Origin of the sequence: Mammaliicoccus sp. N-M50 (assembly GCF_022386995.1) — a bacterium.
GTDB classification, from domain to species: domain Bacteria; phylum Bacillota; class Bacilli; order Staphylococcales; family Staphylococcaceae; genus Mammaliicoccus; species Mammaliicoccus sciuri_A.
In genome coordinates this window covers 69,692-95,569 of sequence record NZ_JAJNJA010000005.1, presented here as the reverse complement: position 1 = coordinate 95,569, position 25,878 = coordinate 69,692, and the positions used below count along the sequence as shown (strand labels likewise).

At 33.5% G+C, this 25,878-nt stretch carries 22 protein-coding genes; 10 read left to right on the top strand and 12 right to left on the bottom strand.

All coding sequences use genetic code 11. The features are described 5' to 3' along the window. Positions 1-274: 274 nt before the first annotated feature. Positions 275-3,157, bottom strand: a complete 2,883-nt coding sequence (locus LQ622_RS09280) for a DEAD/DEAH box helicase (RefSeq protein WP_239762307.1) — start codon at positions 3,155-3,157, stop codon at positions 275-277. A 2-nt stretch (positions 3,158-3,159) separates the two neighbouring features. Beyond that, on the bottom strand, positions 3,160-3,552 hold the full coding sequence (locus LQ622_RS09275) for a (deoxy)nucleoside triphosphate pyrophosphohydrolase (protein ID WP_239762306.1): 393 nt from the start codon (positions 3,550-3,552) through the stop codon (positions 3,160-3,162). Between the two features lie 198 nt (positions 3,553-3,750). On the opposite strand from LQ622_RS09275, the gene dcuS reads away from it, so the two are divergent. From dcuS to LQ622_RS09240, 7 genes are all read left to right on the top strand, one after another. Then, positions 3,751-5,358 (top strand): DcuS/MalK family sensor histidine kinase, encoded by a 1,608-nt coding sequence (dcuS, locus tag LQ622_RS09270; RefSeq protein WP_239762305.1) that lies wholly within the window; start codon positions 3,751-3,753, stop codon positions 5,356-5,358. Continuing rightward, complete coding sequence (locus LQ622_RS09265; RefSeq protein WP_037589138.1) at positions 5,352-6,065, top strand: response regulator; 714 nt, start codon at positions 5,352-5,354, stop codon at positions 6,063-6,065. Before dcuS ends, LQ622_RS09265 begins: the two co-directional genes overlap by 7 nt. Positions 6,066-6,200: 135 nt before the next feature. Next, complete coding sequence (locus tag LQ622_RS09260) at positions 6,201-7,544, top strand: 2-hydroxycarboxylate transporter family protein (protein WP_239762304.1); 1,344 nt, start codon at positions 6,201-6,203, stop codon at positions 7,542-7,544. 27 nt (positions 7,545-7,571) lie between these two features. Then, a complete protein-coding gene (locus tag LQ622_RS09255; RefSeq protein WP_239775001.1) occupies positions 7,572-8,753 on the top strand; it encodes an NAD(P)-dependent malic enzyme in 1,182 nt (393 codons plus the stop codon). 87 nt (positions 8,754-8,840) lie between these two features. Next, the gene (locus tag LQ622_RS09250; RefSeq protein WP_239762302.1) at positions 8,841-9,101 is read left to right on the top strand and encodes an AbrB/MazE/SpoVT family DNA-binding domain-containing protein; all 261 of its coding nucleotides are present in this window, start codon (positions 8,841-8,843) and stop codon (positions 9,099-9,101) included. Positions 9,102-9,217: 116 nt separating this feature from the next. Continuing rightward, positions 9,218-9,817 carry a hypothetical protein gene (locus LQ622_RS09245; protein ID WP_204188476.1) on the top strand — a complete coding sequence of 200 codons (600 nt, stop codon included), beginning with the start codon at positions 9,218-9,220 and terminating at the stop codon, positions 9,815-9,817. Between the two features lie 88 nt (positions 9,818-9,905). Further along, complete coding sequence (locus LQ622_RS09240) at positions 9,906-10,442, top strand: putative immunity protein (RefSeq protein WP_239762301.1); 537 nt, start codon at positions 9,906-9,908, stop codon at positions 10,440-10,442. A gap of 440 nt (positions 10,443-10,882) precedes the next feature. Here LQ622_RS09240 and LQ622_RS09235 read toward each other — a convergent pair whose 3' ends face one another. From LQ622_RS09235 to LQ622_RS09205, 7 genes are all read right to left on the bottom strand, one after another. Beyond that, the gene (locus LQ622_RS09235) at positions 10,883-11,866 is read right to left on the bottom strand and encodes a FecCD family ABC transporter permease (RefSeq protein ID WP_037589144.1); all 984 of its coding nucleotides are present in this window, start codon (positions 11,864-11,866) and stop codon (positions 10,883-10,885) included. Continuing rightward, a complete protein-coding gene (locus LQ622_RS09230; protein WP_204188257.1) occupies positions 11,863-12,861 on the bottom strand; it encodes a FecCD family ABC transporter permease in 999 nt (332 codons plus the stop codon). The genes LQ622_RS09235 and LQ622_RS09230 overlap by 4 nt, the downstream gene beginning before the upstream one ends. Beyond that, the gene (locus tag LQ622_RS09225) at positions 12,851-13,780 is read right to left on the bottom strand and encodes an ABC transporter substrate-binding protein (RefSeq protein ID WP_239762300.1); all 930 of its coding nucleotides are present in this window, start codon (positions 13,778-13,780) and stop codon (positions 12,851-12,853) included. Before LQ622_RS09225 ends, LQ622_RS09230 begins: the two co-directional genes overlap by 11 nt. A 118-nt stretch (positions 13,781-13,898) precedes the next feature. Then, on the bottom strand, positions 13,899-15,023 hold the full coding sequence (locus tag LQ622_RS09220) for an alanine racemase (RefSeq protein WP_239705585.1): 1,125 nt from the start codon (positions 15,021-15,023) through the stop codon (positions 13,899-13,901). Then, positions 15,010-16,179 carry an MFS transporter gene (locus LQ622_RS09215; protein ID WP_239774999.1) on the bottom strand — a complete coding sequence of 390 codons (1,170 nt, stop codon included), beginning with the start codon at positions 16,177-16,179 and terminating at the stop codon, positions 15,010-15,012. The genes LQ622_RS09220 and LQ622_RS09215 overlap by 14 nt, the downstream gene beginning before the upstream one ends. Then, complete coding sequence (locus tag LQ622_RS09210) at positions 16,160-17,845, bottom strand: IucA/IucC family protein (protein WP_204188256.1); 1,686 nt, start codon at positions 17,843-17,845, stop codon at positions 16,160-16,162. Before LQ622_RS09210 ends, LQ622_RS09215 begins: the two co-directional genes overlap by 20 nt. 1 nt (position 17,846) lies before the next feature. Beyond that, positions 17,847-19,409, bottom strand: a complete 1,563-nt coding sequence (locus LQ622_RS09205; protein WP_239762298.1) for an IucA/IucC family protein — start codon at positions 19,407-19,409, stop codon at positions 17,847-17,849. 274 nt (positions 19,410-19,683) lie between these two features. Here LQ622_RS09205 and LQ622_RS09200 point away from each other — a divergent pair, with 274 nt between their 5' ends. Next, complete coding sequence (locus tag LQ622_RS09200; RefSeq protein ID WP_206166597.1) at positions 19,684-20,142, top strand: MarR family transcriptional regulator; 459 nt, start codon at positions 19,684-19,686, stop codon at positions 20,140-20,142. 270 nt (positions 20,143-20,412) lie between these two features. Then, positions 20,413-21,801 carry a DHA2 family efflux MFS transporter permease subunit gene (locus LQ622_RS09195; RefSeq protein WP_239762297.1) on the top strand — a complete coding sequence of 463 codons (1,389 nt, stop codon included), beginning with the start codon at positions 20,413-20,415 and terminating at the stop codon, positions 21,799-21,801. A 42-nt stretch (positions 21,802-21,843) separates the two neighbouring features. Here the strand turns inward: LQ622_RS09195 and LQ622_RS09190 are convergent, their stop codons facing one another. Then, positions 21,844-23,583 carry a trypsin-like serine protease gene (locus tag LQ622_RS09190; protein WP_239774997.1) on the bottom strand — a complete coding sequence of 580 codons (1,740 nt, stop codon included), beginning with the start codon at positions 23,581-23,583 and terminating at the stop codon, positions 21,844-21,846. A 549-nt stretch (positions 23,584-24,132) separates the two neighbouring features. Then, positions 24,133-24,753 carry an NAD(P)-dependent oxidoreductase gene (locus LQ622_RS09185; RefSeq protein ID WP_239762295.1) on the bottom strand — a complete coding sequence of 207 codons (621 nt, stop codon included), beginning with the start codon at positions 24,751-24,753 and terminating at the stop codon, positions 24,133-24,135. 93 nt (positions 24,754-24,846) lie between these two features. Here LQ622_RS09185 and LQ622_RS09180 point away from each other — a divergent pair, with 93 nt between their 5' ends. Continuing rightward, on the top strand, positions 24,847-25,338 hold the full coding sequence (locus tag LQ622_RS09180; protein WP_204255480.1) for a TspO/MBR family protein: 492 nt from the start codon (positions 24,847-24,849) through the stop codon (positions 25,336-25,338). A gap of 151 nt (positions 25,339-25,489) precedes the next feature. Here the strand turns inward: LQ622_RS09180 and LQ622_RS09175 are convergent, their stop codons facing one another. After that, entirely contained in the window at positions 25,490-25,657 is a 168-nt protein-coding gene (locus LQ622_RS09175; protein ID WP_185805772.1) for a hypothetical protein, read from the bottom strand. Positions 25,658-25,878 lie beyond the last annotated feature (221 nt).

Sequence of the window (25,878 nt, the reverse complement as noted above, 5' to 3'; positions counted from 1 at the left end):
AGGATCAAAAACCAACATCATAGGCATCACCCTTGAAATAGAGATTAGCCACCATCTTTCGAACTTGCTTATATTAAAATAAAGATAATTTCAATCATTCCGTAAACTTGATTAATAGTTGGGAATGGTTATTTTTTTGTAATAATTTAATGCTCATAGCACAAATTAAAGAGTATTTAATATAATTTAGTTAAAGTACAAGAAGCGGGTGATTAACAATGAGAGTGGTTCATACTATAGAAAAGTCCAGAACATTAATGTCCTAGACTTTTTCCTACGCCTCTATGATATATCTATAAATTTCGTCTTTTACAGGTGATTCCATAGATAATGTCATTGTGACGATATTTTGTTGTTTAGCGTTTGGCATGATTGTTTGTTCTGCTGAATCTTTATTGTAGTGGGCTTTTCCCAGGTAATAAAATTCTTTCCCGTCTGCCACGTCTTCTTTCTTTACAAAGATATACATGTCTATATTATTTTCTTGATGTGCTAGGATTTTTTGGACTTCCTTTGATTCTAATGTACGATTACTTCTTGTAAACCATTTGAGTTCGTCAGGGCTTAGGAATTCATCTTCGTACTTTGTATTATCACTGATATCATCTTGTTTATGATATGTAATGAAAATTGGTAAAGTATTATTTCCGAATTTATAGCCGTTAATTGTTCCAGACTCATCAGATTTCCAGTTTAGTAATTTAACGAAGTCTTTTCTTGTATATTTGTTATACAGTAGTAGGCCGTTTTGGCTACCGTGATGAACCATATTATTGTATTTAGCTAATTCGATAATGTCATCAACGTATGTTTTGAACTCTGTTTTTTCTAGTGCTGCTGAAAATGTATCAGTCAGTCTAACTTCATCATCGATTATGTTGATAATAGGGTTACCATACGTTTTGTTTATTGTAACGCTAAAGAAACGATGGTCTAAAATTTTTAAGGTTGTTTGAATGTCATCGTTTGTAACGTTTGAATCAATTTGTTGTGCGATTGGTAGTAGCTCATGTATTTTATGAGGTCTTCTCATAATAGCTTCTAAAATTGTATAATCAACGTTTTTTAAGCCTGGTGCGATTTCTCGAGACAAGAATGTTAAGTTGAGACTTTCATTTTTAGTTAATGTGTCTTCAATTTTCTTAAATCTGACGAGGAATTCATGATAGTTATTATAAGTACTATCACTAGAATATATCACGCTAGGTTCTATAGAATTCTGTCTAATGAAATCCATTAATAATGGCGTTCGACCAATTCTTTGTTCAACTTCATTAAAAGCCTGTTTAATGTGAGCTGCTGAACTCAAATTGACTTGTTTCAGTGAATCATATATTTGTTTCTTAGCTACTTCTTCAAAATTGATAGTAGAAACACCTGTTAATGCAGTATTATCCGCTATAAATCTTCTGTAATTATCTTTATTTTGTGATTGATCACCAGATAATGCGACTGGAATGAGGTAGTTTTTCTTATAGTTACCTATGAAATCAATAACCGTTAAATATTCTTTGCTTTCCGCTTTTCTTAAACCTCTACCAAGCTGCTGAATAAAGATAATACTTGATTCTGTTTCCCTTAACATGACAATCTGATTTACAGGTGCAATATCAATACCTTCGTTAAATAAGTTAACGGTAATAATGTAATTGATTTCTCCTGATTTTAGTTGTTCGATTGCTTCTTGTCGTTTATCCATATTATCTTCACCAGTTAATGCAAGCGAAGGTACGTTAAGAGCTGTTAATTTTTTAGCGAGTTCCCATGCTTCGTCTTTTCTACTTACGAAAATAAGTCCTCTAAGCGTATCACCAGAATAGCCATAGTATTGTGTCTTTTCTAGAATATGTTTAACTCTTTCATCAGAAGTTAAATCTGCTAAACTACTGTAATCATCTGTAGATTGCCCATTATGAACGTAGTCTGTGACACCGAAATAATGGAACGGGCATAGTATTTCACTTTCCAGCGCTTTTTGTAATCTAATTTCATAAGCAATGTTGTAATCGAACATTTCAAATATATTTAAATTATCGGTTCTTTCAGGTGTTGCTGTCATACCAAGTACAAAATCAGGTGTAAAGTAATTGAATACCTTTTGATATGATGAGGCAGCTGATCGGTGTGCTTCATCGTAAACGATATAATCAAAGTAATTTTCATCAAACTGCCTAAAAACATCTTCTTTAGATAATGTTTGAATCGTTGCAAATAAATATTTAGCACTAGTATTCTTTTGTTTCCCTGTTAATAAGCCAAAGTCCTCATCTTGTGCGAATGGTAGTACTTTTTTAAATTCTTGAATGGCTCTTTTTAAAATACCTTCATTATGAACGATAAAAAGAAATTGATTAGGATTGTAACTTCTCACATCTAATGCAGAGAGAATTGTTTTTCCTGTACCAGTAGCTGAAATAATCAATGCTTTATCTTTATGCTCTTTTCTGAGTTCAGCTAATGAATGTAAAGCTTCTTTTTGCATAATGTTAGGTTCGATTCTAACTGCTTCATCAATATTTCTTTGGATTTCATTTTGTTGCTCTGTAATACGATAGGCTTCTTTTAAATTACGCGCGTCATATGTCTTCTCGTAGTCTTGAATCCATTCATCAGAAAGAGGCGTACTATTATGCCATAGTTCATCAAATTGAGCTTTAACATTATAAACGAGATCCCCATTCTTTTGAGTAGAAAGTAAGATATTATGTTCGTAGTTAACTTTTAAAGCATTAGAAGTTAAATTAGAACTTCCGACAATCATGGACGAATAATATTCATGGTCAAATACATAACCTTTAGCGTGAAATCCACTAACACCAGTTAATTTTACATCTACATTTTTAAGCTTTAATAATTCTTTATACATTTTAGGCGTGTTGAACCCTAAATAATTCGAAGTAATAATTTTACCTCGAACACCTTTTTTGTCTAAATCATATAGATGCGATTTTAAACTTGCTAATCCACCTTCTGTGATAAAAGCGACTGAAATCGTGAATGTCTTACATTTATGTAGTTCATTAATAATAGTAGAAAGTACATTTTCTTCATTATTATTAACCAATAATTTCGGCATGAAATTACCTTTATGTGAAATTGTACGATCTATAAACCCTTTGTGTAGCGACTGATTAAAGTCTTCTAATAAATTGTTCATATTTATACCTCATCTACAATGATTTTGACAGCAGGTATATCGGCTGGTGCCCATTCTAAAGTTTCAAGATCTTTAACATCAAGCCATTGAATATTTTTATGTTCAGTAAGTGTAGGCATTTTCTCTTTCAATTTACATTTATATGTATGAAGGTTAACAATTCCAAAGTCATATTCATATGAAGTAGAAGTAACTTTATCACCAACTTCAAGATCACATAACATTTCTTCACTGATCTCACGTTTTAAAGCTTCTATTTCAGATTCACCTTTTTCTATTTTACCGCCAGGGAATTCCCACATAAGAGGTAAACTCATATTTTCATTTCTTTGTGCACAAAGTATCTTATCATCATTAAAGATAATTGCACCTACAACTTCGATTTGTTTTTTCAAAATATTACCTCCAAAAATTATGATATTTGTCTATATATTTTATCAAAAATTGTTCTCAAGGTTAATAAAATGTAAAATTACGATCCATAAAAATTCAACTTTAGATAATTTCCTATGATTTATTATATGAAAACTAAGAATATGATATATTCTTAATAATTAATGACATTTGTAATGTTTACTAAAGGCGGTTATGTTTTGAAGAAGCAAAGATTAAAGTTGAGTACGCTTGTGATTATTGTGGTTTGTATTGTAGTGTTATTTTCTTTATTAATTACGTGTTTATTGATCAGTAATACGATTAAGGATACGATTCATAGTACGACAAAGGAGAAGGCGGAGGTTATTGGTAAGGCGATTGCGGGTTCTGAGGTTGTGCAGAAGTCTTTGGCTGAGAATAGTGATGATCATAAGATCCAAGATTATACGTCTAAGATTCAAAAAACAACGGACGTGAGTTTTATTGTAGTGATGGATATGAATGGCATTAGAAAGTCTCACCCGAATGAGAAGTTGATTGGTAAGCATTTTAAAGGTGGCGATGAAGGAGAGGTCTTACATGGTAAGGCTAGTTCTTCTATTGCGAAAGGTACGCTTGGTTTAACGATGCGTGCTTTTACGCCTATATATGCTGATGGCAAACAAGTTGGTGCGGTATCGGTTGGTGTGCCTATGCAGACGGTATACGAGGCTTTAGCGGATGGTAATAAGAAAATTATTATTGGATCTGTGATTGGTTTAATTGTCGGTGCTATTGGTGCGTATTTATTATCGATTTATATTAAGCGTATTTTGTTAGGGCTTGAACCTTCACATATCGCGAAAATTCTAGGTGAACGGAATACGATGTTACAGTCTGTTCATGAAGGGATTGTGGCAGTTGATAAAGAAGGTAAAATTAATCTGGTCAATAAGTCTGCAATGGATATTTTTAAGAAAGCAGGTCTTAAAGGAGATCCTATAGGTATGCCAATTAATGATTATATGGCTTCGACACAATTGCCTAAGATTGTTGAGCTTGGAAAGCCTGAACTTGATAAAGAACAAGATATTAATGGCGTGAAGATATTGGTGAATAGAGTACCATTGATTGTGAATCATGACATTGTAGGTGCGATATCAACGTTTAGAGATAAGACAGAAGTGCATAAATTATCAGAGCAGTTGGTAGGCGTTCGGACGTATGCAGATACGTTAAGAGCTCAATCGCATGAATTTAGTAATAGATTGCATGTGATTTCTGGTATGTTGCAGATGGAACATTACGATGATTTAAAACAGTACATACGTGAAATTGTTGAACTCGGTAGTCAAGAAAGTGGAGATATCACATCGAAAGTTAAAGATGCTGCACTAGCTGGTTTCTTAATTGGTAAGCTTAGTCTGGCACGCGAACAACAAATCAAGCTTTCTATTGTGAATCATGCTACGATACCAGAACCGAAAGATTCACATATTACACATGAAGTGATTACTATTATCGGTAATTTAATTGATAATAGTATAGACTCATTAGTATCATCATCACTTAAAAAGAAAACAATTGACGTACACTTGAACTATAAACAAGATCAGTTAATGATAGATGTAATAGATTCAGGCATAGGGCTCAATCATGAACTAGATGAACATATATTTGAAAAAGGCTTTTCTTCTAAAGGAGAGAATAGAGGGTATGGTTTACACCTCGTTCAACAAAGTGTTGAAAAGCTTGATGGTCAAATATCAATCAATGCGCATGAAGCAGGAAATGTACAGTTCTCAGTTGTTATAAACTATCCGAAAAAGGACGAAGATAAATGTTAAATATACTTATAGTTGAAGATGACCCAATGGTTGCGCAAATCAATCGTCAATTTATAGAAAAAGTAGATCCTGAAGCGTTAGTTGATTTTGCACAGAATGTAACAGAAGCAATGGAAGTCATTCAGTCAAAGACAATCGATTTATTATTGTTAGATATATACATGCCAGAAGAAAATGGCTTAACTTTTTTGAAATATGTAAGAGAGCAAGGTTATCAAGTAGATGCGATATTGATAACAGCTGCTACAGATGCTGAAGATATTCAGACAGCCTTCAGATATGGTGCAGTAGATTATTTAATTAAACCATTTGAATTTGAACGATTTAAGCAGTCTTTACTTAAATACAAACAAGGACAGACTTTCTTTAAAGGTAATCATCAAATTAAACAAGCAGATATTGATGCAGAGTTCTTGAATAAACAAGTTGTTACAGATGATTCAGAACTGAAATTGCCAAAAGGTGTCACAAAAGAAACGTTACAAAGTATCATTGAGAAGATGAATGACTTTGAAGATCATGCATTTTCAACAGATGATATTTCTAAAGCAGTTAATATTTCAAGAGTATCTGTCAGAAAGTATTTAAAATTCTTAACCGATATTGAAGTGTTAGAAGAGTCTTTAACGTATGGTATTGGCCGACCGATATACTTCTACAAGTTAAACAAAGACAACTTAAAATATTTACAAGGATATATGTCATGATATATCTCAATAAAAAACCAAACGATTCGGTTCGTTTGGTTTTTTTAATTACAAAAAGATAATTAAAATTTCATAAGCTATAATTTTTGGTTGCGTTTTCATAAAATGAATTTATATCAATTAAGGGGGATAAAAATGAATACGAAGACCAATTTGGAAGCGGTTACCGAGAGTGAGTTACCTATCCAAAATAATATAAAAAGCTTATGGGAAAAATTAATGAAAGCTAAAATTGGTGTATTACCATTACCGTTATACATTGTCTTAGCTGCAATTATATTAACAGCATCTGTATATAATACGTTACCAGCAGATATGATTGGTGGATTTGCTGTCATTATGATTTTAGGAATATTGCTTGGCGATTTAGGGCAGAGAATTCCTATATTAAAAGAAATAGGTGGACCAGCTATATTAGCATTGCTCGTACCTTCTATTCTAGTATTTCTAAATGTGATTAATACATCTTCAATGGAAGCCGTTACGACTTTGATGAAGACATCTAATTTCTTGTATTTCTATATTTCTTGTTTAGTAGTCGGCAGTATTTTAGGCATGAATAGAAAAATGTTAATTCAAGGTTTCACACGCATGTTTGTGCCTTTAATAGTGGGTACAGTATTAGCTGTCGTAGCAGGTATGTTAGTTGGATTGTTGTTTGGATATGATTTACAACATACTTTCTTCTATATCGTTGTTCCAATTATCGGTGGCGGTATTGGTGAAGGGATACTTCCATTATCTATAGCATATTCATCTATTTTAGGTGGATCAGCAGAATCATTCGTATCACAAATGATTCCAGCAGCTGTTATTGGGAATATTTTTGCAGTTGTTAGTGCGGGACTTATGATGCGTTTAGGTGAAAAGAAAAAACATCTTTCAGGAAATGGGAAGTTAGTAAAAAATGAAGATGGTAATGAAGTTCATGAAGAGAAAGAGAAAGTCATTGATTTCTCACTAATGGGTGCAGGTTTACTTATTGCTTGTACATTCTTTATTGTTGGTACGCTTGGTCAGAAATTCATTGGTGTCCCAGGACCGGTTATTATGATTTTATTTGCAACATTAATTAAGTGTCTTAAAGTGATGCCACACAAAATGGAAGACGGTGCGCATAATTTATACAAATTTATTTCAACAAGTTTAACTTGGCCGTTAATGGTCGGTCTCGGTATGCTTTATATTCCGTTAGAAGATGTTGTGAAGATTGTAACACCAGCATACGTTATCGTATGTGCGTCAGTTGTTTTCGTCATGATGTTATCTGGATATTTCGTAGGAAAATTAATGAAGATGTATCCTGTTGATGCAGCAATCGTAACAGGTTGTCATAGTGGGTTAGGTGGTACAGGAGATGTTGCGATATTATCAGCATCTAAACGTATGGCATTAATGCCGTTTGCACAAGTGGCTACTAGAATCGGTGGTGTATCTACCGTAATCTTAGCATCACTATTATTAAAATTATTAAGCTAAATATATATAAATAAGGAGTAATTAAAAATGACTGAAAGTAATGAATACGGTGAATCTATAAATTTACATCAAGAACGCGCAGGTAAAATTGAAATCACGAGCAAAGTAGATGTGACTTCAGAAGAAGACTTAAGTGTTGTCTATACACCAGGTGTTTCTGCAGTATGTAGAGCAATTGCTGAAGATGAAACAAAAGTAAATACATTGACTGCAAGAGGTAACATGATTGCAGTTATTACAGATGGGACAGCAGTACTAGGTTTAGGTGATATCGGTCCAAAAGCGGCCATTCCTGTTATGGAAGGTAAGAGCATTCTCTTTAAAAAACTTGCGAATGTTGATGCTTTTCCAATTTCATTAGACACGAAAGATACTGAAGAAATCATCTCAATCATTAAAGCGTTACAACCTAATTTTTCAGGTATCAATTTAGAAGATATTTCAGCACCTCGTTGCTTTGAAATAGAGAAGCGTTTAATAGAAGAATTAGATATACCTGTATTTCATGACGATCAACACGGAACAGCAATCGTCGTACTTGCAGCACTTATCAATGCACTTAAAGTTGTAGATAAAGCAGAAAAAGATGCGAAAATCATTATAAATGGCGCAGGTTCAGCAGGTATTGCGATTGCGAAATTATTGCTAGAAGCGGGTTATCAAAACATTACGCTCGTTAGTCTAGAAGGCGTCTTAAATAAATCAGAAGAATGGTTGAATGATGCACAAAGAGAAATTGCTGAATATACAAATCTTGATAATATCCATGGAACTTTAGAAGATGTTATTAAAGATGCTGATGTATTTATCGGCGTATCAGGTCCAAAAGCATTATCAAAAGAACATGTTCAATCAATGAACAACGATCCAATTATCTTTGCATTAGCGAATCCAACACCAGAAATTTATCCGGAAGAAGCGTATGAAGCGGGTGCAGCAATCGTTGGAACAGGTCGTTCAGATTATCCAAATCAAATTAATAATCTGTTAGCATTCCCTGGTATATTTAGAGGTGTATTAGATGCCAAGACACAACATATTACAACAGAAATGAAAATAGCAGCAGCAAAAGCCATAGCAGCAACCATTCATAAAGACGAACTCAATGCGAATTATGTCATACCAAATTCATTAGAAAAAAGAGTCGTCGATCAAGTAGCAGTATCAGTCCAACAATGCGTAGAAAATAAAACAGAAGTGTTGGTGTAAGGTATAAACGCCACGTATAGTCCGTCTATATGTGGTGTTCTTTTTGTGTTATTATATCTTTGATAGCATGATAAAGGAGTGATATCCGTGAGTGAATCGATGAACAATGAATCTGCTAAAGTATATGAAAATGACAATGGACAATTTATCAGTGTCACTAAAGAAATACTTGAAAAAGCAGGCATGAAAATTGGTGATGAACTTATCGTGAAAGTAAAACCTAATCAAATTATAGTAGAAAAACCTAATTCATATAAGGAACGTCTGAGACAATTTGTAGCAGATGGCGGAAGATATGAAGAAGAAGAGTTTGATTGGGGCGAAGATGTCGGAGAAGAAAAATGGTAAGTTAGTAATATGAGTTTATAACAATAAAGTAAACTTAAAATATATTCACCACAAACGATATGAATTACAATACATTTATAAACTTTTTATGAAAATTACAGTTCGGAGGAAGGAATTTGAAACAGATATTTTCGGGAATGATATTAGTATTACTACTTTTAATCGTTGGTGTATTTGGTTTCATTGCGTATCAATTTATTGCTGGTGATAATCGTATTGAATTTTCTAGTAATCAACAAACAGCTGATAAAGAACCGAGTAGTGAGGAAAGTCATGACAAAGAATCCAGTGATGATTCTGAGGAACCAGAAGGCGATCCACCAAGCATCGATGTCCAAACGACTCAATTTAGCCAAGGCTTTATGAATGCTGATGTAAGAAGCGGATTTTATGGAGTAGGTATTGGATTATCGCGAGATGCCATTGAAAAGAAATTCGGGAAGTCAGATGGACGTATAGAAGCTGGACAATCTCAAGCTGAAAAATATGGTAACGTAGCCGTAAGATATAATAGTAAAGATAAAGCAGAACATATATACGTAGCACCGACAAATGTAACAGTAGAAGCATTTAAATCCGTTCACGGAACACCAACTATAGAAAATAGCGATGGGTTAGTATATGATGATAATCCAAACAATTCCTTCTCAATATTAATAACGACAAAGAATGGTAAAATAACAGCCATTGAAAATGCCAATCAAATACAAAGATAATATAATGCCAGCTATGATGATGTAGCTGGTGTTTTTATAAATTTAATTGAAAGCATTTAAACAATCGTCATACTAAGGAGGACATGTTATGGATCTAGAGGAATATGCATGGAATGAGCATGAAAGAGAGCTTAAGAAAGCGCATAAAGTTGAAATACCTTCTAAATATAAAGTGAAAATTCAAGATGATATTGAAAAACGAATAACTTTGGAGATATTATTAGAAGAACTGACACAGAAAGAACTTGTCGAGTGGGCGATTACAAATGCGAAGAGATTTATTGATGATATAGATATAGGCAATGACGAAGAAAAATATACAATTATTTCAGAAACTGAACACAAATTAAAACTTAGAAAAGAAGGGCAAATTAGTGCTTATGAACTCAGACAAGCTGGATTTTTAGCGAATCAATTATCACAAAGATCACTAACAGAACAAAGTAAATTTGCAGCACGTGTATACGCACAAGCAATCGCAACAGGACATATGAGAGGACATGCAATTGTATCATCAGATTATGCTGTTAAAGTGATGAATGTAATATCTAACAATGATTTAAAGTTAGTGACTGAAGAAAGAAATAAACAAATCCATATAGCAAAAGATATCATGGCAAGATGAGTATTGTTTGATTTGAGGATTTAGTAAAGCCAAGAGATCGCCCAAGTCATGGCTTAAGTCCTGAATAAAGCCAAGAGATCGTCGAAGTCGTGGCTTAAGTGATGAGTAAAGCCAAGAGATCGTCAAAGTCATGGCTTAAGTGATGAGTAAAGCCAAGAGATCGCAAAAGTTGTGGCTTAAGTGATGAGTAAAGCCAAGAGATCGTCGAAGTCATGGCTTAAGTGATGAATAAAGCCAAGAGATTGCGAAAGTCATGGCTTAAGTGATGAATAAAGCCAAGAGATCGTCCAAGTCATGGCTTAAGACCTAAGTAAAGCCAAGAGATCGCAAAAGTCATGGCTTAAGACCTAAGTAAAGCCAAGAGACAACGAATCGTCATATCAAGATAGATAACAAAAAGGACTAGAAAATTTTCTAGTCCATTTTGTGTTATTAATATATCATTTTCTACTCTTAATTAATAAATACATAAAGAATGGTGAACCGATGAGTGCGGTAAAGATTCCTGCTGGGATTTCTTTTGGTAAGAAGAGTGTTCTACCGATTAAATCACTTAATAATAGTATGATGGCGCCGATTATAGCACTATAAAATATTCGGTTTCTAAATTGATGTGCACCGAGTTTAAGTGCGATGTGTGGTGCGATTAATCCAACAAATTGTATGCCACCTACATAACTCATGGATATTCCAATTAAGATACTCATTGATATTAATGCAATGACAGATATGTGTTGATAAGGATTACCTAAAGCTAGTGATAAATTTCTACCTAAGTAATGAATATCAAATGATCGTGCATAATATGTCAGAACAAACATAACGATAAGCAAGATGCTTCCTACAATCATGACTTGTTGATATTCTGCTTGATGAACAGATCCTGTAATCCAAATTTGAGCTTGAGCACTTCGTTTACTTGAAGTTAATATTAGGAACATCACAATTGCTTGGCAAAGTATATTAAAGCTTATACCAATGAGTATGAGACGATCTCGTTTGTAACTTTTTCGCATTGCTAAATAATATAATAATGCCGTAATAATAATCGCGCCAAGCATTGAAAAGATTGGCTGATAGGCAATTGGTAATAATAAAGCTTCGGTACTTGTTGTTAAAACAATAAGAAATACTAATGAACCAACATTAGCACCTTGTGATATACCAATCACATCAGGAGAAGCTAATGGATTCTTCGTAATAAATTGTAAGACACAACCTGCAATGCCAAGTGCTGCACCCGTTACAATTGCTAATAAGACTCTCGGCAGTCTTAAAGTATTAATGACTAAGTTTGTATAAGGATCACCAAGTTTAAATAAGCCACTTAGTACATTTTGAGGTGCGATAAAGCTGTCACCTAACATGAGTGTGAGTAAAGTCGTTAACATGAGCATGATAATAAGTATGATAAATTTCTTCATTCTGTTAACTCCTTACGATTAAGAATTAAATAAATGAATATTGGTGCACCAATAAGAGCTGTTGTAATACCGACTGGCAATTCTCTCGGCATTAATAAATATCTGCTTAAAATGTCGCTTAATAATAGAAGACAACCACCTAGAACACCTGATAAAGGTATGACGATAAAATGATTATGAGATTTACATAACAATTTCGCAACATGAGGTGTAATCAGTCCTATAAAGGCGATGGGACCAGCTAATGCCACGGCAGATCCACTTAATAGAACAACAGCAATCATCGTGAATACTTTAATGGATAATATTTTAGCTCCAAGTCCTTTTAATGCGTCATCACTTAGCATATAAAGATTAAGCGGCTTGGCCATGTAAATAGATATGATTAAACCAACGATAATAAATGGCCATATGTACATTAAAATATTAATATGTTTATTCGCTACCGAACCATTTAACCAATATATTAATTCTTCTATAGCTGATTCGTTATAGATCAGTAGACCTTGAGTGATAGCCATACAAAAAGCACTAATACTTGCTCCAAATAAAGTTAATTCCATCGCATTAAATGGCTTAAATGGTAATGTTGTGGCTAATATAATTAAAGTTGCAATGATGATGGTACCGATAAAAGCCATAATGGTTTGTTGAAATGCACCGTTCATCCCAAACGCAACAGTCGTAATTACAACCATTAAACTAGCACCACTATTAACTCCCATAATGCCAGGACTTGCGAAAGGGTTTCGTGTAATGGTTTGGATCATTACACCACTAATACCCATTAAAACACCGACAACCCCGCCCAATATTGCGCGAGGTAGTCTTAGTTGTGTCAGTACACGTTGCTCTTTAATTGTTTCTCCATGGATATAATGTTGCCATATATCTGAAAAGGTAAAATGTTTATAGCCAAGCATCATACTTAATATGAATAGTACGATAAACATACCTGAAAATAGGAGAAATAACCAAAGATATTTATTTTTCATTTAATTTTTCCTTTAAATCATCAATCATCATATTGGCAGATAATACACCACCTGAAGTGTTCCAAACAGCATCATCTACTTTATAAACATGACCTTTTTTAGAAGCATTTAATTCTTTAAAGGCAGGATCATTTACCCATTCTTTTTCTAATGCTGAAACTTTCTTATCATCTTCTTGGAAAGTAAAGTAGAAGATGTAATCTCCGTCCATTGCTTCAATACGTTCTTTTGTAAGACCTCTTTCCGCAAAGTCGTTCTTATCTTGACCTTTAGGACGTTTAATACCAAGTTCGTCTAAGATAACACCTGAGAATGTATCTTTATGATAAATTCTTACATCACCTGGCATAAAGCGAACCATTGATACTTCTGAGTTTGCTTTATCTCCAATTTCTTCTTTTGCTTTTTTAACATGATTATCGTAATTCTTTAAGACTTCATTTCCTTTATCTTCTTTATTTACAGCTTTCGCGTATAATTTAAAGTTGTTTTTCCAGTCACCACGTAGTTCTTTAGAGAATACAGTAGGTGCGATTTCAGAAAGTTTCTTGTATTGTGCTTCTTGTCTGAATTTATTACCGATAATTAAATCTGGTTTAAGTTTCGCAATTTTTTCTAAGTTGATTTCACTTTCTCCACCAACAGGTTCAATGTCTTTATATTTCTTCTCTAAATGCTTATACCACGGATCACCAGCATATGAATTAGCAGCACCAACAGGTTTAACGCCCATTGAAACGAGTGCTTCTGTACCTTCATTAGTTAATACAACAACGCGTTTAGGATTGTTAGGTACTTTAGTCGTTCCCATCGCATGTTTCACTTCATGCGTATCTTTGTCTGAAGATGCCTCTTGTTTATTACCACAAGCTGCGAGCATTACAACAAGTACTACTATAACTGATAAAAGCTTTCTCATTTCTTTAACCTCTTTCTCAAGTTGAATTATGATAATGATTTTCATTTTCAATTATAAAATATTACCTTTTTTTGTCAATATATTTTTGGAATATACTTTCAGTTTAAATAAAATATATTTAAATATACTCAATAACTGGCAGTTCATGAGATAAAAATTGTAAATGGCTAATGTCATATCCGTAACTTCCGGCATATTTAAAGACGACCCAGTCACCCGTTTGTATGCTTTCAATATCATAGGGGAGACCAAATACATCATTAGGTGTACATAGTTTTCCGGCTAATACGACCGTATCATTATTAATGGACTTTATTCTGTTAGATGTTGAATGCGAATGAATGACTTCAAAAGGTTGATGATGTTGCCACGCTTTTGGAAATCTAAAATGATTTGTGCCACCGTTTAATAAGACGAATGTTTGATCATGCATAGATTTAATATCGTAAACATGAGCGGCATAATAACCTATTGGACCTGTAATAAAACGACCAAGTTCAAAAGTTAAGCGTGGTAGGTGATGGATACGTGTTGCAAAATAATCAAAATCAAAACATGTTTGATCATCGTAGTCGATCCCTATACCGCCACCAACATTAATCGCATAGTCTTCCGGTAAATGTGATTGATATTGTTGCGTAAATTTAAGGGCACTTTCTATGAATGTGACATGCGCATCCTCATCTAAATTATTGCTCATAGCATGAAAGTGGAAACCTGTTAAAGTAATTTCTTCTGTGTCGTGACAGATTTGAATGGCTTCATCTAGATCGTTGTAGGGCATACCAAATTGTGTCGCGACACCAGCCATTTTTAATTTAGCTGTTGATTGAATGTTACTTAAATTAATGCGAATCATCACTTCGATTGTTTGTTGTTTGTCTTGAAGCAATGCTTGCAATGCATCTAACTCAAAGAGGCTCTCTACTTGAATAGATTTCACTTGTTCATCTAAAGCATATTCTAAATGTTGTTTCGTCTTTACAGGTCCGCCGTAAATGATTGGAATTTCTTTTGAAATAGATCGAACCTTTTCAATTTCTCCAGTAGAAGCAACTTCAAATCCAGAAACAAAAGGTGCGAGTGTTTCTAAAATTTTTATATTAGAGTTGGCTTTCACTGCATAGAAAATATCGTGTTTCGTGACAGATCTAATCCAATTGATGCGCTGTTTTAGTTCGGTTAAATCATATATATAATAATCGTGATTACTGTCTGTTAACACTTCTTTAATTCTTTCCATATTGATTCTCCTTATTTATCATAAACATGACACAGATGACCATGATGAGCAGTCCAACAACCATTGTTATATATACAATTTGTAAATTGAACTGTTCAAAGATAAAGCTTAGTAATATACCACCAAGTGGAATGAAACCTTTGTCCATCATTGAAATGGATAATACAGACCCTCTATATTTAGCTTCAACAAGCTGTTGAACAAGTATTCGATTGGTCGTTCTAAACGCTTGTGATGCCAATCCCATTATTAATAAGATAGCTGCATATAAATATGTATCATGAATAAACATTAATAATATGATGGTTAACGTAAATATCATTGCCCATCGTTTCAAACTTTTCATCGTGTTCATATTTTTAGTGCGCATAAACATGACTAAAATCATAATAGAACCAGCTGCAATCATGGCAGTAAAGAGTGAATAAATCATCGTACGGCTGCCAAATTGTTCATCTACAATGTTTGGCAAAATAATCGTATACGAAAATCCAAAAAGCATCGATAAGACACTAGACAACATGAGCATGACAATAACAGGTTGTTGTCTTAAGTAAGACCATATTTTATGACGTGTCTTCTTCTCATGATGGACCTCTGGCAAAGTTTGATTGAATAACATAACCATCAAACTCCCTATAATAGGTAGGGATAATACGATATTAGAATTCAGTTGAGCTAATAATATCCCACCTATAAATGGTCCAGTTAATCTAGCTATATTTAAAATTAAAGCATTTAAACTGATTGCTTTATGTAGCTTGTCTGGTGTTACAAAACTTTGTATAAGTGCATTTCTTTGAATTGTATCGATTGCTTGGAAAAATGAACGCACCATAATAATTGAAAGGATGAGGTAGATATTCCATTTTTGCCAAAAAGCATAGACGACACATACTGTGCATAACATATTTGCACAATGGATGATGTACATGAGTTTGGTAGAGCTGACTGTATCGATGATTTTACCGATTACAAAAGCAAAAGCTAACTGCGGCATTAACCGTGCAAAATTAATATATGCAATATAAACAGCACTGCCGGTCATTTGTAACGTTATCCAATTTAATGCGATAATATCTACCCAATCGATTGTTCGAGCTATAAACTGAGAACTGACAAAACGATGATAAGGATTAAACTTTAACTTCATCATTAATGAGAAGTGGGTTGGCTTTTTGGATATAAATATCTTGATCTTTATTAGATACGCGCATCGTTAATAACGCTTTCTCGTTTATAGTCTCTTTGTAAAAGGCTTTAATATCTGCCTCTGTATGTTCTATGTCTTGTGATAATAAATCTTCAAATACGGCTTTAAATGTACGGTTAATACGTAGCCATAACATGTTTGGATCATATGTATAATCTTCACTGAAATGATGCACAAGTGTGTTGAGGTGATTACTCATTAATGTGTTTTGTACTTTTTCATACATACCTTCAGTCGTTGCATTTGTTAAAGCGTTGCTAAGTTCTAGCCATTCAGGAACGCGAGAAGCATCAATTCGTAATCCGCCAAAGTCACGTACGTGTAGTCGTGTAGGCATACCGTTCATAAATTCAAATGACATATTTTGTAGATGTGCTTCTAAGCCGACACCGTATTTCGTCATAAGTGTTAACACGGTTTCAACGAGTAATGAAACATATTGGTCAAACCAAGCAATTGGCGTTGCTGTTGCACGAGCTGTTTCAATCATATCGACGTAAATTTTTTGGTGATGTTCATTTAACTCAAACAAACATGTCGCTGTATAAAGTGATGCATGAGCAGGTATATATTGTGTATTATTTTCTCGCAATATGAATGACAGGTTACGCTGTTTATCTACTTCGTCATGAATGTAAGTCATTCCGCCATATTCTAAAACAGGTAAGCTGATTTCATTAAGACGGTCGTCAGTCTTATAAATATATTTGAAATATTCACCGATATTTTTAGAGTTAATAATACTGTTGTTACTAATAGAACGTATTGTTGACGTCATTTGTGAATTGACGGGCAATTTGATAATCGGTGTTATCGTATCTAAAGGACAAACGGTTCTAAATGATGATGTACTCTTTACGAGTCCACCAGTATGTTGAAGCGGTATAATGTTTTGAGATTGAATCTCTTCCGCATAAACTTGTGGTATGACATGTTCGAATTGAAACGGATGAACGGGTATCAAATCATAATCTTCAGGAATTTCTCCTAAATAACCACTAAAGTTAGCCAATGTTTTTATCTCAGAAGCTTCTAAATTGTTATATAGAAAGCCTTTTTTCACGAATAACCAGTTTAATTTAAATGCTTGATTATATTCAGGTGAATATTGCATCACTTCTTTGAAAGACAATCCTAACTTTGTCTTTGCGCATGGATGAATGTTATGTCCTGTAATCACATATTGCTCACTATGTAATAATGGGTGGTCACTTTTAGATGTATAAGAACAGTGAATAAAGCTAATGGCTTGGTTGATGAGATGATTTTCAATTTCAACACGCAATTTGTGGTAATCGTGATGTTCATCGCTAAAATGATTAAGCCAATCTATTAATTCAAGTGGATCTTGAACAAAGCGAGTTGTTGTATCATCTGTAATTTGTACGCGATGGTTCGCTTTATCATATGTGATAAATATAGAATCGGTAATATATAAAGTAGTGATTGTTTTAATAGATTCTACATGATGTATAGGAGGTGTTACTTCTTCATATAAGCATGTTAATAATTTCTTAAATGTTGTATGAATGCTGTCTTGAATACATTGCTCGATATAGTGATGTTCATATTTATCTGTATGTTGATATACCTCTTTAGTCCAACTCATTTTATTTGGCCTCCATATATAACGGGTTATTGATATTTGTATATTGGTAATCGTAACCTTCAGCGAAAATTCTCATTTTTAACAATGATTTAATGTTAAAGGTTGGTTGTTTTAAAATATTGATGTCAGGTGCACTATGAACGTGATGATCGGCTATCATATTTCGAATGATTTGATAACCTTTTGTGCTGTCATAGCCATAAGTAGCCAACACTTGTATAAGCTGGAACAGATGATTGTATAAGACTGCATGAGAGAATACAGATAACAAATCTTCAAATGAGTCAGTAATCAAACCTGTTGAAGCATCGATATCTATATTTCTTTCGTATAATCTCACGCCACCAAAGTCTCTTATATAAATAGAGATAGGCATGCCGTCTTTAATAATGACAGTGCTATTTTGCATATGTGCTTCTAAACTAATACCTTCTTCAAGCAATAATCTATAAGTAGCTTCTAATAAATTATGTGTATACTCTGTTAAGAATAATTGAGTTGCAGAATCAAATGACATGTCTTGTGTTTGCATAATTGTTTCAATACATTCAATGAGTATAGGTTTTTTCGTAACAAAGCTATCAGTAATCAGACTGCCACATACTAATTGGTGAGCACCTTTCTGTTCGGGTATACGACTTCTTAACATAAAGCTACATTTATTAGCGTGAGCCTGATTGATATTTAAATAACTGCCTGCTAAATCTTTTTGAATATAGCTATTATCATAACCATTTGAACGATAAATGCCTTCCACAACATCACTGAGAATAATACCGTTACGTATAGAAGCGGGTGACACATTTCTTACTGCACTTGTCGCTTGTGCATTGACAGCAGTCTTAACGATGCAATTTAATTCTTGTGCTTCTAAAGTTCTAAAAGATAATAATGGATTACTTTCAACTGCTAAATCGAATAACGGAATCATGAACTGTTGTTCGAAACATGTTTCAAACTGTGGTAACAGAAAATGTTTCAATTGCCATTCATGAATAAACAGTAATGCATAGTTTTCAAATTTAATGCCATGTTCTTTACAATATGTATTAATTTTCTTTTTAAAAGTCTCTAATGCAGGTGATTGATAGATATTGATTTCATCTATAAAATCTTTATTGCACAATAGAGGAATGACATTCACCGTTTGTCTAAATTCTGGTGAAAACTTAATAACATCATCAATAGAGAATCCTAGTTTTGTCTTAGTCATAGGGTGAAAAGGATGTCCTTCAGTAACACTTTGTTCGAAAAAGACATCTGATAAATTTTCTTGTTCAACAAACTCAAAAATATTTTGATAACGGTGACCATATTGTTGATGATCACGTTCGAATTGAATATAGCTCAAAGTGAGATTACGAATAGAGTCTTGAATTTCGTGTACTAAGCGTTCATCATCATAAATGACATCTTGATCAATATCTTCAAAATTTGATAATTGATCAATACGTCGTGTGATTTCACGGTATGCTTTCTCGTATAAAGTAGTTATTTCTTCTTCAGAAAAATCTTGAAAATATTGACGTATTTCTTGTATCTGTTCGTTATATACGATTTCCAAAAAGATCAACTTCCTTTTCAAATAATTTATATAGTGAGAATCATTCTCAATTATAGGAGGTTTGAACGGTTTGTCAATGATAGAACATAATAATAAAAAATCACGATAAATTATATAAAATTATTATTTTAATACTTTAGTTAGTCTAAAAAGATTAGAATATGATAAAGACAATTGAATGAACTATTGATTTTTTATCATTTCTGTTACTATGAAGAAAAGTATGTGTAAAGTGAATTATCATATATGAGATTGAATATAAGGGGATTTAGCGATGAATAAAGTAAAGTCTTTAATGCAAAAAATGGGTCATGTACAAAATAGAATTGTCTGGCTAAATAAACCTAAAATGGAAAAAGCTTTATCTGGATATACGTCCTCAGAAGTTCATTGTATAGAAGCTATCCATAATATAGAAAATCCAAATGTTAAAAAAATATCAGATGACTTATTTATGACACGAGGCGCAATAAGTAAATTAACGAAAAAACTCATTAAGAAAAATGCGATTACGGTATATCAAAAAGATGACAATAAAAAAGAAATATACTTTGAGTTAACAGCAGAAGGAAACCGAATATATAACAGTCATTTAGCATTGCATGATCAATTTTTAGAAAGAGACAAACCATTCTTTGATGATATAACAGAAGAAGAATTTGAAACATTGAATCGATTTTTTGATAAATATAGTGACTACTTAGATCAAGTCATTGAGAAAGAAAAAGCTTGAATAGAATGTAGATAAAAGCTGAGACATCCATGTCTCAGCTTTTTTGGATTTAAGGGATAGTGGCATTTCTAAGGAACATTATTCGGGATTCTGTCTCTAACGGGGATTCTAAGGGACACAATTCGTAATTCTGTCTCTAACGAGGGTTCTAACGGACACAATTCGGAATTCTGTCACTAACAAAATTTCTGCTTATATTATTTTTGTTGACTAGGAAACAAAAAGCTCTTATAATGTTTCTGTGGAAACAAAATATAAAGGAGTTAATTTATGTATTCTCAACAATTAGAACGCATTCCTAAAAGCATAATGATAGCGGCATGGGCCATTGCTTTAGGTGCTATTATGCCCATGCTCGATTCAACAATGATCAATATTGCGATTAATGATTTAACGAAATACTTTGATACATCCCTTAATTTTATTCAATGGGGTGTTACGGGATATATTCTTGCTATGGCAGTTGCTGTGCCGTTTTCTGGTTGGTTAATGGACCACTTTGATGGTAAACGTGTATATATAAGTGCTGTTGTTACATTTGGTATTGTTTCAGTATTAACAGGATTAAGTCCAAATATCTTTTGGTTTATTCTATTTAGACTCGTTCAAGGATTTAGTGCAGGAATCATTTCAACGCTTATGGCTACACTGCTTGTTAAGACAACAGGTCAAGATAAAATTGGTAGAGTTATGGCTATTGTAAGTATTCCTATGATACTTGGTCCTATATTAGGTCCAGTAGTTGGTGGGTTTATTATTCATTATGTCTCATGGCAATGGATATTTTATTTGAACATCATTGTCATGATCATTATCACACCAGTTATGATTAAACGATTACCGTCATATGAACCTTTTAATAAAGGTAAGAGACTAGATTGGTTTGGCATAATTAATTTATCTTTAATCAGTATTACGTTAATTTACGGCATTACACATGCTACTGAAACAGCTTCGTTTACAAATATTGAAACTGTGCTCGTGCTATCGGCGAGTATTATACTTATCATGATTTATTTGATATACAATCGAGTTCAGGATTATCAAACCGTATTACCAACTAATTTATTTAAAAATCGTAACTATGCAGCTTCAAGTAGCGGCTTATTTCTAGCCAATTTAGCGATTATGGGACCGATGATTATTTTCCCGCTGTTCTTTCAGAATTTTAAAGGATTTAATACGATTGAAGCGGCTATTGCATTAATGCCTCAAGGAATTGGTATGTTATTAGCGAGACCTTTGATTGGTAAATTAACAGATCATTATGGTGCTAAAAAAGTGATATTGGTAAGTTTAATATTAACGATTGTTGCTTCAATACCATTTGTATTTGTAGACGGCAACACATCAATCATCATATTAAGTATGCTGCTTTTATTACGAGGAATAAGTGTTGGTGGGATACTTCTACCATTTACAACAAATACTTATGCAGATTTAAAAGACGAACAATTACCACAAGCAGGTATTACGATTAATATTGTAGAAAATATTGGATCTAGCTTCGGTTCCGCATTGATCGCTACAGTCGTCGCAACAATATCTATACACAATCATATAATGGCATTTCACATTGGGTTTCTAGTCCCAGCAATTGTATTTATATTATTGCTTATATGTTGGGCGATGATTCCTTCTAAAAGTGTGAAAGCATAAAAAGAGATGTTTCATATGAAACATCTCTTAGGGGATACCTTATTATTTATCAGTTTTACGTTTTCTGAAGAATAATAAACTACCTAATACTGCGAATAATGTACCGAATAATGTTGTAGTTATCGCTTCTTTTTCACCTGTATTTGGTAATTGTTTCTTATCATGCTTAGCATTTGATTGAGTTTTGTTCTGAGCATGAGATGTAGATACTTGAGTAGCAGTTACTTTCTTTTCAGTATTATTTATTTGAGTAGCTTTTACTGCTTGTTTAGTGTCGTCTACTTTAGGTTGCTCAGCCGGTTTAGTAGTGTCGTCTACTTTAGGTTGTTCCGCCGGTTTAGTAGGCTCGTCCACTTTAGGTTGCTCAGCTGGCTTAGTAGGTTCATCCGCTTTAGGTTGTTCCGCCGGTTTAGTAGGCTCGTCTACTTTAGGTTGTTCCGCCGGTTTAGTAGGCTCGTCTACTTTAGGTTGTTCAGCTGGCTTAGTAGGTTCATCCGCTTTAGGTTGTTCTGCCGGTTTAGTAGGCTCGTCTACTTTAGGTTGCTCAGCAGGTTGAGTTGGATCTTCTACTTTACCGTCTTTATTAATAATAGACTGTATCCAGTTATAAATTTCATGTGTTATAGGAGTCATTAAAGTTCCATATTCATTGCCTGTTGTATCATAACTAAATACACCAATAACATCGTCAGTACCTTCAAGAATAATAGGACTTCCAGATTGTCCAGAATATCCGTACATCGATAATTCAACTGTTCCTTTAGGTTGTTTTTGAATGATAGTACCATCAACCCAATATTGGTCTATTGATTCTTCATTTAAATCAACTGGATAACCTTGTGATTCTATCTTTTTACCAAGCATTTCTTTATTAAATGGTTTAATGTTATAAGGGTTTATTTCACTTATAGATTCTGGCATATCATTATGTGGTTCTACTTCAATAATTCCGATATCATAACGTTGCAATGGAGATTCAATGTATTGTGGCATAACATGCATTGCTTTAATTTTGTAGCGACCAAACTTTTCAAATTCACCATGTCTACCTGGTGAAACATACCCACCAGTTAAATATCCTCTTGGGTAATTATTACTATAAATAACATGACCTGCTGTTAGGATATAATTTTCTCCAATAACTAATCCAGTACCATTAGCATGTTTTAAGTTTTCGATTTGACCTTTATAATTACCATTTTCCACATAAATATAAGCAGTTCTGTTACGGACCTCATAGTTTTCTAATTTTCTACGAGTATCAATTAAAGCACCATCCTCATCAAAGTGAGGGTCTTTTGAAGTATCATATCGGAAATTAGGATCTGTGAAATATGCATCTTCTTTTTCTTCTTCGGCAGTAAGTGCTGTCGGAGTAGGTTGTGCTGTTGCATTATTTTCTGTTGAAGTAGGTGCAGGTTGAGTTGTACCTTCTTTAGTACTTGATGTTGTATTACTTGTAGTATTTTCAGTTACATTATGCTCAGAAGGTGATGCTGTTGGCTCACTATTAGCTTCGTTAGCAGCATTACTATCTGTTTCTTTGTTTGCTTCAACTGAATTTGTCGCTTCATTTGTATTTGTTGAATTGTCTTTATTCTCTATATTATTTGATTCATTTGAAGTATGTGTTTCTTCATGAGCTACAGCTGCGTTTGACTCAGTTGATGCATTGTTCTCGCTGGCATGAGTGACAGTTGGATGAGATAAGAAAAACACACCTGCTATAATAACAGGTAATTTTACTAATCCCGTTCTAAAGTTGATAAAGTTTTTATTCATGTAAAACTTCCTTTCTTGGATGATACCCATAATATACAAAAATTTCCATGCTAACGCAATACGAAATGATTATTATTCTCAATTATTTTAGAAAAATTTTACAAATTTGTGAATGAAGGTAGGAGAGGTGTGAAAGAAAGGTATGACTAGCAACATAGAACCCACGAATATTGCAAGACGAGGATGACTAGCAACATAGAAGGCCCGAATATTGCAAGACGCGTATGACTAGCAACATAGGAGCTGCGAATATTGCAAGACACGACTGACTAGCAACATAGAAGCCGTGAATATTGCAAGACGGACATGACTAGCAACATAGAAGCCGTGAATATTGCAAGACGGACATAACTAGCAACATAGAAGCCGCGAATATTGCAAGACGGACATGACTAGCAACATAGGAGCCGTGAATATTGCAAGACGCGTATGACTAGCAACATAGGAGGCCCGAATATTGCAAGACACGACTGACTAGCAACATAGAAGCCGTGAATATTGCAAGACGAGGATATCTAGCAACATTCGGGGGCATTTTTACACTCTAATTCAATATCCTATTCCAACGCGTGATTGGATATATTCGTCAGACGATATTTGATTGTAAACGAAGTCTGCTGTGTCTGGGACAGATATTTTTACAGCGTTCTCTGGTAAGTAGTTTCGTTCGACTCTGTATTGTCCGATTCTTTCGCCATCTGGTAAATAGGTTGGGCATACGATTGTCCAATCTAACTCTGAATCTTTAAGCAGTGTATAAACTTTATGATGTTCTTCTGCTGCACGTGTTGTTCGTCTTTTAGATTCATTAGATTGATAGCGCAGTAAATTCTCATCAGTTCGACTTTGTAATATACCAGCAGTACCTATTGTGATGATACGCTTTATGCCTTGTTGTGACATTGTATCGATAATGAATGGCATAGCTTCTGATAATGTAGTGGAGCCATCTGTACTTAATGCACTTACAATAATGTCATTACCTTCAGCTGCTTTTTGAATATCATTTGGATTTAATACATTTCCTTCGATTAGTCTCACAGATTGATGATCGACGCTTAATTTATTTTTATCACGAACGAGTACGGTTACGTCATGACCGTCCGATAGCGCATGTGTTAATACTTCTTGTCCAACTCTGCCTGTAGCACCTAAAATTAATATTTTCATTTGTATTGCTCCTTTTAAAAAAGTTCTTATTTTAATGATAGACAATTTCGGGTATATATACTAGACATCAAACTTTTGAAAAGGTGGTTCTGTATGAAATTAAGTAAAATAGTGAAATACGCTGGTATCATTTCAGCACCGTTAGTTGGTGGTAGACTAATCGGTAAATATGCTGTTCAAAATGCACGTAAAGATTACTCTAAAAATAAAAAACCACCATTTTCACCACCGGGTTATATATTCCCAATTGTATGGCCGATATTATATTTAAGCATGGGTATCGCACATTCGATTATAACGAAAGAACGCGCAGCTAAATCAACACAGACAGCTTATTATAGTCAATTAGGTTTAAATTACTTATGGTCAATACTGTATTTCAAATATAAATTAAGAGGCACAGCGCTGATTGAAAGTTATGTATTATTGAGCGCAGTCATATTAACAACTGTTCAATTTTATAAAGTGAATAAGACAGCAGGATTATTATTAATTCCATATGTTTGTTGGTCTGCTTATGCCTCATATTTAACAACAGGTAATTGGGCACTTAATAAAGATAACCCGAGATATACGGAGAAATAGGGAATACACCTAGTAGGAAAAATACAATTAAGCATATATTTTAAGCGGGATTACTCAATAGAGTACCCGCTTAAAATATGTCTGTATAAAAAATAAAATCATAACGATTGCCTTGATTGTCTGAGCAGTCGTTATGACGGTATATAGCGAATTATTCTGAAGATTGAGCTTCCAACTTTTCTAGGATGCCTTTAATAATTTCTTTCTCATCTGATAAATTAAACTCTTCAGATGAGATTTTTTGGCTAATAGACTGTGAAACATATAACAAATCATCACTAATATCTTCATAATAGCCTTTCCCGTTGTTGTTAACCATGGTTCTACCTCTTTCTCTAGTATAGCTATATATGTAATACCCAGAAAATATAAAATAATAACAAAAAAAGTAATTTAATTATTGGAAATACAAAATAATAATTAATTTGTTTACTTTCTGAAACAAATTATACACAAAAAGAATGGTTTTGAAAATCAATTAAAGTTAATGTGTTTTTTGATTTTGCGGAACTTTTTATAAATGATTAATCTATAAAAAAA

Coding starts and splice junctions, on each gene's coding strand:
- LQ622_RS09235 (WP_037589144.1), bottom strand. CDS start 11,866: ATGAAGAAATTTATCATACTTATTATCATGCTCATGTTAACGACTTTA.
- LQ622_RS09195 (WP_239762297.1), top strand. CDS start 20,413: ATGTATTCTCAACAATTAGAACGCATTCCTAAAAGCATAATGATAGCG.
- LQ622_RS09225 (WP_239762300.1), bottom strand. CDS start 13,780: ATGAGAAAGCTTTTATCAGTTATAGTAGTACTTGTTGTAATGCTCGCA.
- LQ622_RS09190 (WP_239774997.1), bottom strand. CDS start 23,583: ATGAATAAAAACTTTATCAACTTTAGAACGGGATTAGTAAAATTACCT.
- LQ622_RS09200 (WP_206166597.1), top strand. CDS start 19,684: ATGAATAAAGTAAAGTCTTTAATGCAAAAAATGGGTCATGTACAAAAT.
- LQ622_RS09220 (WP_239705585.1), bottom strand. CDS start 15,023: ATGGAAAGAATTAAAGAAGTGTTAACAGACAGTAATCACGATTATTAT.
- LQ622_RS09175 (WP_185805772.1), bottom strand. CDS start 25,657: ATGGTTAACAACAACGGGAAAGGCTATTATGAAGATATTAGTGATGAT.
- LQ622_RS09260 (WP_239762304.1), top strand. CDS start 6,201: ATGAATACGAAGACCAATTTGGAAGCGGTTACCGAGAGTGAGTTACCT.
- LQ622_RS09265 (WP_037589138.1), top strand. CDS start 5,352: ATGTTAAATATACTTATAGTTGAAGATGACCCAATGGTTGCGCAAATC.
- LQ622_RS09255 (WP_239775001.1), top strand. CDS start 7,572: ATGACTGAAAGTAATGAATACGGTGAATCTATAAATTTACATCAAGAA.
- LQ622_RS09215 (WP_239774999.1), bottom strand. CDS start 16,179: ATGATGAAGTTAAAGTTTAATCCTTATCATCGTTTTGTCAGTTCTCAG.
- LQ622_RS09240 (WP_239762301.1), top strand. CDS start 9,906: ATGGATCTAGAGGAATATGCATGGAATGAGCATGAAAGAGAGCTTAAG.
- LQ622_RS09180 (WP_204255480.1), top strand. CDS start 24,847: ATGAAATTAAGTAAAATAGTGAAATACGCTGGTATCATTTCAGCACCG.
- LQ622_RS09210 (WP_204188256.1), bottom strand. CDS start 17,845: ATGAGTTGGACTAAAGAGGTATATCAACATACAGATAAATATGAACAT.
- LQ622_RS09185 (WP_239762295.1), bottom strand. CDS start 24,753: ATGAAAATATTAATTTTAGGTGCTACAGGCAGAGTTGGACAAGAAGTA.
- LQ622_RS09280 (WP_239762307.1), bottom strand. CDS start 3,157: ATGAACAATTTATTAGAAGACTTTAATCAGTCGCTACACAAAGGGTTT.
- LQ622_RS09230 (WP_204188257.1), bottom strand. CDS start 12,861: ATGAAAAATAAATATCTTTGGTTATTTCTCCTATTTTCAGGTATGTTT.